General features: G+C 35.7%; 9 protein-coding genes. 2 read left to right on the top strand and 7 right to left on the bottom strand.

Features of this window, described 5'->3' with window-relative positions; genetic code table 11:
- Positions 1-63: 63 nt before the first annotated feature.
- The 3 genes from BU804_RS06455 to BU804_RS06465 form a co-directional block, all read right to left on the bottom strand.
- Positions 64-3,381, bottom strand: a complete 3,318-nt coding sequence (locus tag BU804_RS06455; protein WP_075883448.1) for a hypothetical protein — start codon at positions 3,379-3,381, stop codon at positions 64-66.
- Positions 3,382-3,783: 402 nt separating this feature from the next.
- Positions 3,784-5,187, bottom strand: coding sequence for an amino acid carrier protein (locus BU804_RS06460; protein WP_075883453.1), 1,404 nt, complete (start codon positions 5,185-5,187; stop codon positions 3,784-3,786).
- Between the two features lie 16 nt (positions 5,188-5,203).
- Positions 5,204-6,598, bottom strand: a complete 1,395-nt coding sequence (locus BU804_RS06465) for an alanine/glycine:cation symporter family protein (RefSeq protein WP_102135646.1) — start codon at positions 6,596-6,598, stop codon at positions 5,204-5,206.
- Positions 6,599-7,049: 451 nt separating this feature from the next.
- On the opposite strand from BU804_RS06465, the gene BU804_RS06470 reads away from it, so the two are divergent.
- Together BU804_RS06470 and BU804_RS06475 are read left to right on the top strand one after the other, a co-directional pair.
- Positions 7,050-8,141, top strand: coding sequence for a 3-deoxy-7-phosphoheptulonate synthase (locus BU804_RS06470; protein WP_075883449.1), 1,092 nt, complete (start codon positions 7,050-7,052; stop codon positions 8,139-8,141).
- A gap of 11 nt (positions 8,142-8,152) precedes the next feature.
- Entirely contained in the window at positions 8,153-8,653 is a 501-nt protein-coding gene (locus BU804_RS06475; protein WP_075883455.1) for a hypothetical protein, read from the top strand.
- On the opposite strand, the gene fumC is transcribed toward BU804_RS06475, so the two are convergent.
- From fumC to BU804_RS06495, 4 genes are all read right to left on the bottom strand, one after another.
- Positions 8,650-10,041, bottom strand: coding sequence for a class II fumarate hydratase (fumC, locus tag BU804_RS06480; RefSeq protein WP_075883450.1), 1,392 nt, complete (start codon positions 10,039-10,041; stop codon positions 8,650-8,652). The two genes, BU804_RS06475 and fumC, sit on opposite strands and share 4 nt — an antisense overlap.
- Before the next feature lie 6 nt (positions 10,042-10,047).
- Positions 10,048-10,938, bottom strand: a complete 891-nt coding sequence (locus BU804_RS06485; RefSeq protein ID WP_079988644.1) for a tetratricopeptide repeat protein — start codon at positions 10,936-10,938, stop codon at positions 10,048-10,050.
- A 574-nt stretch (positions 10,939-11,512) separates the two neighbouring features.
- Positions 11,513-12,451, bottom strand: coding sequence for an o-succinylbenzoate synthase (locus tag BU804_RS06490; RefSeq protein ID WP_075883452.1), 939 nt, complete (start codon positions 12,449-12,451; stop codon positions 11,513-11,515).
- A gap of 682 nt (positions 12,452-13,133) precedes the next feature.
- A complete protein-coding gene (locus tag BU804_RS06495; protein WP_143298947.1) occupies positions 13,134-14,732 on the bottom strand; it encodes a hypothetical protein in 1,599 nt (532 codons plus the stop codon).
- Between the last annotated feature and the right edge of the window lie 311 nt (positions 14,733-15,043).

Genomic DNA, 15,043 nt, shown 5'->3' on the forward strand with positions numbered 1-15,043 from the left:
GGAGATTTCGTTGAGGGGAAAAGGGATAAAAAAAATTTTATCCCCTTTTTCCCTTTTAGAAATTTACTTAAAAGAAGTGCATCGACAAAAGTGCCTGCCATGATGAAAGATTGGACATACATCGCCACCTTCAATTAACACTTGATCTGCAATCGTAATCTCACCAGTGCCCGTTTGTGCAAAAATGCGCACAGCTTGTCCTCGTAAAAGTCCGGCAAGACAAATTTCATTCGTCTCAAACCAATAATCGAGATCCTGGATACAAGCTAGATAGGCGTTAAAAACTTCAGGTTGATGGCAAATTTCCTCCTTTAATTTGTCTAAATCAGTCTCGGCTTGCATAATTGCATTAAAGGGCTTGACAGGAGCGCTATATTTTATCGTAAAGCCAGGCGCGCAAAAAAATTGTCGAATTGCTTCACGTTTTTCGTCAAAAGCAGCGCTGAGTTGCTTTGGATTATCTTTATATAGTTGTGCCTGAGTATTTTTCTCTTCTGGATTAAGGCCAGGACTTAAAATGTTCATCAAATCTTGAAATTTACGAGCTTTTTTATCTTGCATTTTATTAAAAGTTTTACCAAAAGTAGACTCAAGATTTTGCATAGCATTTTGACGTTGTTCCTTAAATGTATTAAACTTTCGTTGATATTCTTTGGCAGAAACCCCAAGTTTACTTGTCAAAACTTTCCCATTTATTCCTTGAGCTCCCCTATCTATGAGTAAATCTAAAATGAGATTTTCATAGGCTGACCTGACTTCACTTTTTCTTGGATGCATCGGATCATTTAGACACGACTTTAAACCATCAGCAAAGGACTCACGAGCTACTTGAGCTCCCCCTGGATAAAAAAAAGCACCCGAAGCATTTGGTTCACCAAAAACAGCATGTAAACCACAGGTGCCATCTCCAACTGTCTCTTCGATTTGAAAACGATTGCCCTTGTAGGTAAAAATTGATCCTTCAGTCAAAATAGGTTTTTTTTTGACAACGGGTAAAGATGGGATTTTTAAAACATCTGATCCGCAGCTTTCCTCATCATTTTCTATCTCTTTTTTAACATTTTCAGCTTTTGGTATTTCGCATATTCTAAATTTGATCTGTTTGCTTTCAACTTGCTTTCGCAGTTTTAACAATTCAAGCCGGGCAATGAGAGAATCATAGGGCGATACAGCTAAATTACAAATACGTTTATGAAGATCATCAGCTTTACTCTTAGTGCAATTCAGTCGCTTGCTAATAATCTCTTTAAACTCTTCCTTAGTTGTCCCGTGAAATTTTGTTGTGAGTAAACCATCTGCTGCGAGAAAACCCTCGGCTTGTAGACTTTTTACAATAGTTTGAGATAAGATATTATTTTTTTTATCTTCTATTGCTTCAAAGTCTTCGACTGTGAGCTTCTCTTTTCGATTTACTTCATCCCATAGAGAGCGATTTGAAGAAGAGTCATCATATACGGCATAGGCATAGGTGAGCTGCTCTCTCTTAAAAGCATCTATGAGACCTTTTTTTTGTCCGACTTTTTCTAAACAGTTTGGATAACGGGCTTCTAAATCATTACAAAGTTGATCGAGTCTTGTCAGTTTTTTATCTGCTGAATCGCTAAGATATTCATGCACAAGAGCTAGACTCACACGTATTTGAGAGACGGCATCCCTTGTTTGTTGTCCAAAGCCTTTTTTGACATGATAAAGAACAACTTCTTGTGTTATTCCCGAATCTAGTCGATATAAAAGATCAAATAACTCAATTTTTTCGACAAGAACTCGGTCGCCAACTAAGTAATTGTCAAGAGATGCGTATGAGCGGTTATAAAAATCTTCAGCATAGAGACCCGCTCCATTCTCTTTAGCCTCTTTAATTGCTTTATCAGCTGGCCAAGGATGAGGAAGATTTCGTGGGTCTCCAGGTTTTAGCAAGCAATCCTGTAATAGTTTACGAAACTCTACCTGAACCCATCGTAGGTAATCCGGAGAAAGCGCAAGCCACAAACCTCCAACCAGAAAATAGCTTTTTTGGCTTTCTGTAATTCTAATTTCCCCACCAAACATTTTTCGAAGAGAGCTTTTCTCTATTTTTTCCCGCACTTTAAATTCTATCTTGATCTCTTTAAGGATTTTTGCAAAGTCATCAGCATTTTGACATTCCTCTAAACTTGGCACCACTTCACGTAATAAATGCAGTATTTCTTGAGCAGATTTTGCAGAATCCCATTTACAATCTTTTCGTTTGTCTTGAGGAATCAAATGAGAAACAAGCCAAAAACTGGACGAGGTGGCATAGTCTTTGACTAATCGATGAGCGAAAAAAAGAGGAAGCGATATTCCCTCCTGGAAAGCTTTCCAAATTGATTGATTCATTAACTGCTCAAGAGCTGCCTTTTCTGAAGGATCCACAGGCTTTAAATACTTCCAAAATGCAAGTTCTTCACAATCTTTTTCCTCTTCCCCTTTCTCGTCGAGAATTTTTTGTTTTTCTCCTACTTTAACAAAATATGTCTTTTGACCATGATGGATTTTAGAAAGATGGTCAAGAAGTGGGGGGTAATCTGCAAGGGCAAATTGCTTTTGAAAGCGGACAGCTCCTAGTTCAATTTTAACTTGCGTTTCTTTCTTTGGAATTTTCTCTTCCTTATTGCAAAAAGTCTTGAGGCGGTACAGCGATGCTTGTGGTCGAATGCGTGAAGTCAACTGGGTAATAAATTTATCAAAATAGCGAGTGATATGAAGTTCTTCCCCCTCTTTGAAGTCTTTTTCATTTCTTAGAGCATTTCCAACGAGGGGCTGATAGACAACATTATGCACTTTGTTTTCTAAAATTCGCATGAGAATAGTCTGAGGAAACTCAAATTCTGTCAGATGTGAAATTTCACGCCAGGCATCACTTGTAGTAAGGGCATAGAGGTCATCATGCGTTTCTGACGTTTTATTAGAATTGTGATAAGTCTGTTCTCGAAAAAGAAAACCGATCATTTCAACTCGAGAAGACTGCATTTTGGATGCTTCACCTCCTAGCTTTAAAAGAGACTGCGCTAATTTGGACAAAGTTGAGATTTGTCTTGTATAGTAAAGAAGACTGAAGCCTTCTCCAACATCTTGTTTTTCTATAATTAGTTCAAAAAGCCCCTGGAGTTCAATCTCGTCGCCTAGAGATTTGGGAGTGATTCCTTTTTTTTGTAGTCTTATATTGGCTAGCCTCATGATTTTGCGACATAGATGGCTAAGCCTTTTTTGAGGAGTCAGAGTGTGAAGATACTCATTTTCTTCAGCCGTCAATATCTTTACAATGCGTGTTGTGGATAAACGCCGTATACTTAAGGGTTGGTGAGCTTCTGTAGGAAGCACAGAAAGAACTTCTGGAGGATTTGCTATAGGATTTGCCATATTTCAAACCTTGGTTGTATATGTATGTACAAGCTTGAGAATTTCTATTCTTTCACTTTCACAAGAGCATCACGATTAATATAGGCAATAGAACTGCTCAATTTTTGAATTGAATAAAGATGAGTATAAGTTGTAAGTGTTCAATTTTGCAAAACTGCTTGCTAGACAGCAAGACTACTAAAGAATTTTTTAAAATTAACGCATTTGCATTTACTTGCCAATAAAATAGAATGACTATTTTTATTAGAAGAGAGTTATGTCACAATAATAAAAAGACTTAAGAGGATTTTTTATTTTTTTCATCCATTTGAAATGATTAAAACTTCAAAAACTTATTAACAAAGCATCCAAGCGGCATCTAACAAATTATTTTTTAACTCGCCTGAAATTTTTACTAAATTTTTATTTAGAAATAAGCTTAGCCTCTTTCTCAGCTTCTCTTTCAGCTTTTAAGACATTCAAAAATAACTTTGTTTCTGAAATGACAACACTCGAAAGTGCACACAATCCAATTAAATTTGGAAAAGCCATTAATCCGTTGAAAACATCAGAAATTTTCCAAACAATATCTAGTTCTAAAACAGCTCCTGGAATAATCATTAAAGTAAATAAAACTCGATAAATGGGGACAGACTTAATACCAAAAAGATATTCCACACATTTTTCACCGTAATAAGCCCAACCAAGCAACGTTGTAAAAGCAAAAAGAACTAATCCAATTGTTACAATATACCCCCCACCAGTAAAAATAGAGTTAAAGGCTGCAACGGTCATAGAAGCGCCATTGAGCAATTTTCCTTGCTCATCTAGCGAACCAAATACGCCGGTCACGCCAAGTACAAGGCCTGTCACGGAACACATAATAATAGTCGCTAAAAAAGAGCCTGTCATGGAAACTAAGGCTTGGCGACCTGGAAGATCTGTTTTTGCTGCAGCTGCGGCAATTGATGCTGTTCCTAGTCCAGCCTCACTTGTCATTAATCCTCTACTCACCCCGACTCGAAGTGCTAATAGCATTGTTGAACCTAAGAAACCACCAAATGCAGCTTGACCCGTAAACGCATGGGTAATGATAGCAACAATGACATCCAAGATACGATCGTAGTGATACGCCAAAATAATACTTGCTCCCGCAATATAAAAAAGAGCCATGAACGGAACTAATAAACCAGCGACTTTTCCAATACTTTTAATTCCTCCCACAATGGTAAAGCCTGTCAATGCTGCAATAATTAGACCAGACCACCAAGGATTTACATGAAACATCGTACGCATAACATCTGCTACAGAGTTAGCTTGCAACATGTTTCCTCCACCCAAAGCAGCGACTGCTCCAAAAAAAGCAAATGAACAAGCCAACCATTTCCAACCTAAACCTGATTCGATAAAATACATGGGCCCACCACACATCTCTCCATGCTCGTCAGTAACACGATATTTTACCGCTAAAATAGCTTCTGCATATTTCGTCGCCATTCCCAATAAAGCAGTCACCCACATCCAAAAAAGAGCTCCTAGTCCACCGACTGTAATAGCTGTTGCAACACCTGCAATATTTCCAATTCCAATTGTAGCAGCTAAGGCTGTCATCAACGATTGGAAGTGGCTGATATCTCCTTGTCCTTCTGCTTCTGGGTGGGCTTTTTGAGAACCAAAGACTAATCGAAGTGCATAACCTAGATAACGAAATTGTAAGCCTCGCAAGGTGATGGTCAAATAAATTCCCAGTCCAGTTAAAAGCACGAGAAGAGGAGCCCCCCATATCCAGCTATAAATTATATCTAAACTATTCATGATGCTTGTCATTATATTAGCAGGCATTTTATGTATCTCCTAGACCCCTGGGATTTTCCCTTTTTTCTTTTTCACGATCCACCACAATTAAAAAATCTTTGGTTTCTTTTTTAATAACTTTAGATAAAGCGATTAAAGCAATTAAATTTGGAATCACCATCAATCCGTTACTGATATCTGCTAAAAACCAAGCAGTCTCCATTTTTAATGCTGCTCCCGGAATAACCATTAAAGCGAATAAGATGCGATAGCTAAAAACCGAACTTTCCCCAAATAAATATTCACAACATTTTTCTCCGTAATAAGACCAGGCAAGAACCGTGGTATACGCAAATAAAACCAGACCGATCGTTACAAGATATTCACCACCTTGAATGTGAGTATTAAACGCAGCAATCGCTAGAGAAGCTCCATTTAACAGTTGGCCCGACTGTGAATAAGAACCAACGAGTTTTGATACAGCGAGGACAAGGCCTGTCATCGTACAAACGATGACAGTCGAAATTAATGCACCAGTCATTGTCACCATTGCCTGACGACCAGGGCTATCTGTCTTGGCTGCTGCTGCTGCTATAGAAGATATTCCAAGTCCTGCTTCATTAGAAAATACACTTCTTGCTACACCCATCTGTAAAGCCAATATCATTGTAGAACCGAGGAAGCCACCAACTGCCGCTTGACCATTTAAAGCACTATGAAAAATCAACATAAATGCATGAGGAATTGAAGAATAATTAACAACTAGAATGTAAAGAGCAGCTAAAATGTAAATGATTGCCATTCCAGGGACTAAAACACTTGCAACATTCCCAATACTTTTAACCCCACCAATGATCACAGCTGCTGTTAAAAAACACAATACAACTCCTGTAGTCCAAGGTTCAATATTCCATACATGATTCACAGCTTCAGCAATTGAATTTGTTTGAACAAGATTTCCCGTGCTCATGGCTGCAATCATTCCTAAAACAGCAAAAATCCATGCCATCCATTTCCATCCCAAACCTTTTTCAATATATTGCATGGGTCCCCCAGACATTTCTCCTCGGCTATCTTGCTCACGATATTTCACGGCTAGCAAAGACTCTGCATATTTAGTCGCCATACTTAAAAATGCGGTTACCCACATCCAAAAAATAGCTCCTAAACCTCCAATTGTAATCGCTGTCGCCACCCCAACAATTGTTCCTGTTCCAATAGCCCCTGCTAAGGAGGTCATTAAAGCTTGAAAATGGCTAATATCTCCTTGCGAATCTTGTTTTTGCTTAGCAATAACCTGCTTAAATGCATACCCAAGGTAACGAAATTGCACTCCTTTCAAAAGAATAGTTAAATAAGCCCCAGTGCCAAGCAATAGCATAAGCAAAGGCAATCCCCAAATCCAATTTCTAAGTTCGCTTAAGAATTGATCCACTTGTTCCATTATTTACCCATCAAATGAGGTTCCCGATCGTAAAATAGTTAGATACTAACAAATAATTTAGCCTTTGTAAGTAAGATCTAATTGATTAGACCCAATATTTTAAAGCTTAGATAATAAGCGTAAGTATAAAAACTGTTTTTAAGCAGCTTAAAATAACCATTTTCTTATTCCCTGCAAAAAAAATTAATGCAAAATTGGGCAAGATCATGGCATTTTCTTGTTTCTTCATCAAGGACATAAATCAATTATGTAGAAATTTAGAATTGTTAGTTTATTTAATAAAATTCATAAACTAATTAGAAAATCAACAACATAACTATATTAAACTTCACCATTTTTTCATAATTACTATTGGTAATTTTGAAAAAATAAACCCAAAACTTCAGTTAGATTGATTCACGAAAATGTCAATCTTTGTTAGACTCCGGACTAATCAGAATAATGGGCTAACATGGAACTTCTCCCCTCATATAAAGAATTAAAAAGCCAATTTCCGGCAAGCACATCTCAAGATAATTTCATTGAAGATTGTCGAGAAACTGTAAAATCTATTTTAAATGGTACTGATAAGCGATTGTTATTGATTGTAGGGCCCTGCTCAATCCATGATTTTCATTCTGCTAAGGAATTTGCAGTTAGATTAAAATGCTTAGCAGAATCTCTTTCGTCTCATTTTTTCATTTTAATGCGTGTCTATTGTGAAAAAGCGAGAACAGCAACGGGCTGGAAAGGATTTTTATATGATCCACTTTTAGACGGTTCCAATCAACTTTTACTCGGAATCAAAAAGACAAGACAATTATTGCTAGAGCTTTGCGATTTGCGAATCCCTGCCGCAACCGAATTTTTAGATCCTTTAACCGCTTATTATTATGAAGATTTAATTTCTTGGGGGTCGATTGGAGCGAGAACTTCTTCTTCACAAATCCACAGGCAATTTGCTTCGAATTTGCAAATTCCGATAGGCTTTAAAAATGGAGTTGCTGGTAATATTTCAGCCGCTGTTCAGGGAGCCTATGCGGCTTCTCAACCTCATGCTTACATGGCTTTACACGAAAATGGATGGCCAATTGCAACGCAATCTAAAGGAAATCTCGATACTCACATTGTTTTAAGGGGTGGGGAAACAAAAACTAATTTTGACTCTCATTCGATATCTGAAGCACTTGCAAAATTATCCCATGCGAACTTGCCAGAAAGAGTGTTGATCGATTGTTCTCATCATAATTCAAATAAAAAACATGAAAAACAAACGATTGTTTTTCAATCGATTATCGATCAAGTACTGGCAGGAAATTCCTTTATTAAAGGTTTAATGTTAGAAAGTCACCTTTATGCCGGCAATCAACCTTTTCATTTCAATCCACAAGAACTTCGTTATGGTGTTTCGATTACGGATTCTTGCTTAGATTGGAATTCAACCCAAACACTCATTGAATGGGGTGCTCATCAATTGCAAGAAAATTTTAATCCGAGTAAGAAGATATCTTTGTCTTCAGAATCTCTTTTTAGTTCGATGATATGTACAAAGCTAAAAAGATAAAAAATGCGTTAATGAAAAGTTCCTTAAAAAACTTAATAGCTATCATCTACTTTCTTTGTCTGACTAGCTGCAGCCTTCAACGATTGAACGTACAAACTCATTATGTAAATCGCGAACAATTAGCAAGTTATCATGTATATACCCCTGATCCTCATAAAGAAAACCCCACGATTGGACAAACAATTTTAATTCAATGGCACATGCTTAAACAAGATCAAAATTTTCGAGATTTTTATCTACATCTTGCTATACGATTCCGCAACCGTAGAGAAGAAAATATTTATTTGCAATTAACGAAATCATCGGGAACTTACCTTTATCATTTATTAAATGAAAACTTTTGTTTTTCAGGGGGAATTGCCACCTATAAAATTGATTTGATCGGTGATGAATGCCTTTTAGAAAGCTGGATACATCCTCTATGGGCAGACTTAATCTCTTTTGATTTTTCCACTGAAAACACAAAAAAAGAACAAGAAACATTTAACAAATCAAAATCAGCAAAATATTAAGCCATTGGCCCAATCATTTTTTTAGGATCCATAATCTGATCAAATTCATCTTCAGTTAAAAAAGCTAAAGCTAGTGTAGCTTCTTTTAATGTTATATTTTCTAAGTATGCTTTTTTTACAATTTGACTTGCACGATCATAACCAATTGCATGATTAAGAGCAGTTGCTAACATTAAGGAACGATTCAGATGTTCTGCAATTCTTGTCTGGTTAGCCTCTATTCCAACAACACATTTTTGGTTAAAATTAGTAATAGCATCGCTCAATAATCGAATAGATTGGATTAAATTATAAATAATAAGAGGGCGAAAAACGTTCAATTCTAGATTTCCTTGTGAACCTGCAAAACCAATGATCCCATCATTCCCCATTACTTGAATGGCAATCATCATTAAGGCTTCACTTTGTGTAGGATTAACTTTTCCTGGCATAATCGATGAGCCTGGTTCATTAGCAGGAATAACAATTTCTCCTATGGCGCATCTAGGGCCTGAAGAAAGCCACCGAATATCATTGGCAATTTTAAACACTGAAACGGCCACCCTTTTTAAAGCCCCGCTAACTTCTACAAGAGCGTCATTAGTCGCGAGCGACTCAAATTTATTCCTAGCAGAAACAAAATTAAATCCAGATAACTCACTAATTTTTTCAGCCACTAATTTTGCGTAGTTGGGATGCGTATTCATTCCCGTTCCCACAGCAGTTGCTCCCAAGGCCAATTCAGAAAGATGCGCAAACGTATTTTTTAGAGCTTGTATTCCATGCTCTATTTGGCTGACATAACCCGAAAATTCTTGTCCAAGTGTTAAAGGGGTCGCATCCATTAAATGCGTACGCCCAATTTTTACAATATCTTTAAAAGCTTCAACTTTCGCTTCTAAAGTTTCTTTTAGTTCTCTTAAACTTGGTAACAACTTCTTAGATATATCAAACATCACCGCAATATGCATGGCTGAAGGAAACACATCATTAGACGATTGAGATAAGTTGACATCATCATTGGGATGGATCGGGTATTTAGAACCAAGCACCCCGTCCAGCTTTTCAATGGCCCTATTACTAATCACCTCATTGAGGTTCATGTTTGTTTGCGTTCCAGACCCTGTCTGCCAAACTGATAACGGAAATTGATCATCTAAGCAGCCAGATAAAATTTCGTCGCAAACTTCACAAATTACGAGTTGTTTATTTTTTGGTAATAAACCAAGCTGTTCGTTAGTTAAGGCGGCTGCTTTCTTGATTAGAGCAAGCGCATGAATTACTTCCTTAGGCATTTTTTCTATTCCAATCGAAAAATTATCGTAGGAACGCTTTGTTTGAGCTCCATAATAACAGTCTGCAGAAACTCTAACTTCTCCTAAGGTGTCTTTTTCTGTTCGATAGTCCATTTAATCTTATTCTCTCATATTCCAATAATGATATATTCTCAGTCTATTTTCATAACTGAGAATTTTATCAAGATAAATTTTAGATTCTAAATATCCTAAATCATAGGCAGACTGCAAATATTTAATTGCCTCTTGATTATTTTGTGAACAGCCTTGTCCTAAACAACAGAAAATGCCATAACGATGTTTTGCTTCCAGGTGCCCCTGATCTGCCGCTCCTTTATAATATTCTGCAGCTTTTTGCTGATTTTTAGAGACACCATTTAAGCCACATTCATAACTCTTGGCAAGTTTAAATTGAGCCAACATGTATCCATTATTAGCGGTAGACTGACAAAGCTGTAAAGCCTTCTTTTCATTTTTTTCAACTCCATGCCCGCTTAAATATAGCAACGAAAGCCAATATCTCGCCTCTAAAGAGCCATTATCACTAGCGAGTTTTAAATAAAAAACGGCTTGTTGCTCATCCGATTGTGTAATTCCTTTTCCTTCTAAATACATCAGACCAATTTTAAGTTGCGCATTCATAATATTTTGATGGGCAGCTAATCGATAGTAATAAAAAGCTTTTTCGTTATTTTGTTTAACTCCCTTGCCTAACTCATATAAGTAACCTAAATAATTTTGAGCTCGAGCATTTTTTTGACTGGCCAAAATTTTCACCGCTAAAGCTGTATTTCGTTCAGAACATGCACACGAAATAAAATTATTGACTCTACCAAGCAAGAAGTAAAAGATTGAAGTCATTTGTGAATTAACTAACACCATAGTCGCATGGTAAAGCATTGACAGTCTTACCGACAGAGGTTTATTAAGCTCAGTTGGAAAGAGACTTAGTATCGATTGATTGACTGGATTGACTAAGTATTGGCCGCAATAAAAATCCACTGCGTTCATAATGACCCTCCATCACTTTCGCTAGAACTAATAAAACTTTTATTCTTCTTGTTTTTTGTCTTTGAAAGCTAAATAAGCCCCAAAAAAAATTAAGATCAAAGCCTGTTTTGAATTACACATATTCTAATAATACGTATTGATTATCAAATTTTTGGGATTGAAAGCATTGATTTATTTGCAAATGAGTTCAAAAAAATAATCGTATCAGCAAGCGTTGAATTTACTTTTCCCGTTTCTTTATTTAGCTAATAAATCAAATGATGCAAGAGCTGTCTCATAAGGGAATTTTCTATTATTTTTATTGATAAATTTTAGATTTAGCGTTTTTTCTGATATCTGTCAAATTTTCTTAAGAATGTGCAAATGCTTAGAAATTTATTTGCTTAACCATACCGCAACAAAGCATAATTAACTAACTATAAACAACTTACATAACATCCAAATTGTTTATTTTAACCTGGAAAGTTATTTTGATCAAAAATAACTCAACTTAAATTTTTGACTAAAATTTATCTACAAAAATTTTAAATTGCGTTTATCTTTTATTTTTTTCCAAATAAATTTTACTGATTAGTCACAAATTTTTTAAGTTAACCTGTCCATTTGAAATAAGGAAAGGACCTTCCGTTTGAGGCAAAAAATGATAGGTGCCGATTCCTATAGGTGAAGTCAGCTTTAATCTTGTAGCCATTGAAATGAGGTGGGAGAGTCCCAATTCACTTTCAAAACTACTACTTAGAACGAATTCAATATTGTGTTGTTTCGCCCATTTGTATACAGGCAAACAAGTTGTCATTCCCCCCTGTAGCGTGGGTTTATAAATAAGAGATTTAAGAGAGCATAAAGTTTCTAAATCTTGAAGAGAAAAATTTGAAGGATAAGACTCATCAACAGCAAGGGGATGAGAAAAAAGAGATAATTCTTTAGGATTTTGAAAAGGCTCTTCAACATAATCAAAACTATCTAAAGGATATTCTGAAAAGAATTGTAAAGAATCTTCCGTTTTCCAGGCTCGATTGACATCTATTCTTAAACGAAAAGTATCTTTTAATTGATGAATAAGCTTTGCAGCATCGGAGAACGAAAGTTGGCTGACTTTAAGTTTAGCTATTTGATAACCTTCTTGTAGGCGAAGTTTTGCTTGAGCAAGGATTGCTTTTTTGGATCCCATCAATAAGGCACTTACTGGCATAGAATATGTTTTTAAAGGATCTAAAAAGGATAGAAGAGCCGATTCTATTCCAAATTGTACCGAGGGAAAAAGTTGGAGATGGATTAATGCATCTCTATAATTTTCGATTGTCCAATCTATATTTAAAATAAAGCTTTTTTTGGCATCAATTTGGTGAATAGTCTCTTCTAAGGTTTCTTTGCTCCAAGGGGGTAGTGGGGCGACTTCTCCTTTTGAGATATTTCCTTTTTTATCAACTAAAGAAATAATCGCAATAGATCTTTTTAATCCATTAGTGAGTGTAAATTGCCGAAGATTGCAAATAAATTTTTCGAATTTCATTAGATCTCTTACATACGAGCTTTTTTTAAAAACTAATTTAAATAAACAAAGCGACTAATGCTCATTAAGTTTGGAAATTTTTTGCCTAAATACTTACTAAGCTATTCATAAAAGTGCTTAAATGTCCAAACACCGACTGACGAAATAAAATAACAATTGTCATCCTCACTGATATTGATCATTCAGTTGAGGTCCTCGCTTTATTTTGCCATAATCAATTAACTGTTTATCCCATATCTGCTTAAAAATTTTCAAAAATCATCTACATGACAATATCATCTAATTAAATCCTTTTTGATTTCTCACGTCATATTAAATATTTATTAGGTTGATAAGGTAAAATATAGGCTTTGTTTTCTGGATTCCCTTGCCAATTTTCTAGTTTCAAAATCTCTATAAACATAAGGATTAACTCCCCTTTCATCTATTTTTTTATTGAGATTTCCCTACTTCTTTGAAACTTTGTCCTTTTGTCTTCCTTTCTATTCTTGATAGAATAGCGTCTTTTTTTGTCGTTTACGAGCATAAAACTGCTTATATAGTGATACCAAAATGAGCCGAAGTCTCTCCCTTAAATAGGCTATCAAGATATGATCTTAATAAACTTTAATAAAACTTCCTCTTTTATTTTCTTAGGGCAGGCAACTCCTGTTTTCGCTGCTAGTTTTTTTATTAAAAATTTTTATCTAGTAAGTTTTAAATTGAGTGAAGCTGTTAAATTTTTAAAATGCGCTAATCCTGCGTCAGTGAGATTTGTACAATAGCTCAAGTTTAAATGCTGTAAAGCCATTAAAGGTTTCAAATGCGCTAATCCAACATCGGTAAGATTAACGCAACAAGTCAGATTTAAATGCTGTAAAGCCACTAAAGGTGTCAAATGTGCTAATCCAGCATTCGTGAGATCATGACATCCACTCAGATCTAAATATTGTAAAGCCACTAAGGGAGTCAAATGCGCTAATCCAACATCCGTAATTTTTTTACAAATGCTTAAGTTTAAATGCTGTAAAAACACTAGGGAGGTCAAATGCGCTAATCCAGCATCCGTGAGATTATGACATTTACTTAATTCTAAATGCTGTAAGGTAACCAAGGATGTCAAATGAGCTAATCCAACTTCGGTGAGATTAACGCACCAAGTCAAATCTAAATGCTGTAAAGCCACTAAGGAGGTCAAATGCGCTAATCCTACGTCAGTGAGTTTGATACAATAGCTCAGATTTAAATGCTGTAAAGCCGCTAACGGAGTCAAATGCGCTAATCCAACATCGGTGAGATTAACGCACCAAGTCAAATCTAAATGCTGTAAAGCCACTAAGGAGGTTAAATGCGCTAATCCTGCGTCAGTCAGTTTGCTACAATAGCTCAGATCTAAATGCTGCAAAGCCACTAAGGGAGCTAAATGTGTTAACCCAGCATCCGTGAGATTATAGCACTTACTCACATTTAAACACTGTAAAGCCACTAATGGTGTCAAATGAGCTAATCCAGCATCCGTGAGATTATGGCATTCTTGGAAATGAAGCACTTTTAAATTTTTACAATCATTTAAAGCTGAAAGATAGTCATCAGTCAAATGAACATTATCTGAAAAATGGATTGTTTCTATCTCATTTGAAAAGTGATTTATAATTCTTTGAAATTTCGTTAACTGAGAACTCTGGTTTAATAATGCGCTCACAACGGTCAATTCTAAATAGTTTTTCAAAATATTTAGTTGACATTGCTGCGCGAAATTCAAAAGCTTTTTTAATCCGACTAAACTCTCTTGAGTGGAGCTAAAGGGTTCAAATCTCTGTGATTTGTACCCATCAATTAACTGCTCTTCTAAGTTTTTCACCACATCTATTAGTTCATAATAATCGGCTAGTTGAATGGAGGAAGTGATCTCTTCCAAAGGAACTTTAAAATTAACATCCATCAGGCAGTTAAGCAGATACGTAAACTCTTTTTGTGTCAAAGCAAGAGGATATTGGAGAGTTTCTTGAAAATTTCCTGACCAAAAACTCTTAAAATAGGGTGATTTTTCCCTTAGCAAATCTAGTTGAAAATGAGAAATATTTAGAGAAGTTCCATCTTGAAAACTCAATTGAAATTCTTCAGGTGAAGATGAAAGATCAGAAGCTTGAATCTTTGGTGCCCAAGTTTCTTCTAGATTAGCCAAAGGATTGGCTAAGGAGTTATCTTCATCTTTAGGAGGATCGATAATTTCTTGAGATTGATAGTAAGAAGGAGTCGTTATATTGGCAAGATAGCTATAACTTAAAGTAGGGATATTCAAAATCACGATCCAAATGAGTTAAAACAATTTTAATTTATAGATGTCTTAACAGCATGGCACATAGCTAAAAATTATTGCAATAATAACCTGATTTTTAGAGATTTAGAACACCTTCATTTTTTTGAAAGAATTTAACTAGATTCTGTAAAATAGTTTAAACAGCAACTAGAAGCTATTAACCTGAATTTTGAATTTATCTCTTTGATAATAAATAAGAAGAATAAAATTTAAATGACAAAGGACCTCTGCATCATTTAAAACATTTGTTTTCCCAAGCTAATGTTTAATATGACATGAGAGGTCAAAATGGA

The organism is Candidatus Protochlamydia sp. W-9, from assembly GCF_001950615.1.
Taxonomy (GTDB): Bacteria; Chlamydiota; Chlamydiia; order Chlamydiales; family Parachlamydiaceae; genus Protochlamydia; species Protochlamydia amoebophila.

Bases quoted from the DNA above. Each gene is read 5' to 3' on its own strand.
- BU804_RS06455 (WP_075883448.1), bottom strand. From the start codon at position 3,381: ATGGCAAATCCTATAGCAAATCCTCCAGAAGTTCTTTCTGTGCTTCCT.
- BU804_RS06460 (WP_075883453.1), bottom strand. From the start codon at position 5,187: ATGACAAGCATCATGAATAGTTTAGATATAATTTATAGCTGGATATGG.
- BU804_RS06465 (WP_102135646.1), bottom strand. From the start codon at position 6,598: ATGGAACAAGTGGATCAATTCTTAAGCGAACTTAGAAATTGGATTTGG.
- BU804_RS06470 (WP_075883449.1), top strand. From the start codon at position 7,050: ATGGAACTTCTCCCCTCATATAAAGAATTAAAAAGCCAATTTCCGGCA.
- BU804_RS06475 (WP_075883455.1), top strand. From the start codon at position 8,153: ATGAAAAGTTCCTTAAAAAACTTAATAGCTATCATCTACTTTCTTTGT.
- fumC (WP_075883450.1), bottom strand. From the start codon at position 10,041: ATGGACTATCGAACAGAAAAAGACACCTTAGGAGAAGTTAGAGTTTCT.
- BU804_RS06485 (WP_079988644.1), bottom strand. From the start codon at position 10,938: ATGAACGCAGTGGATTTTTATTGCGGCCAATACTTAGTCAATCCAGTC.
- BU804_RS06490 (WP_075883452.1), bottom strand. From the start codon at position 12,451: ATGAAATTCGAAAAATTTATTTGCAATCTTCGGCAATTTACACTCACT.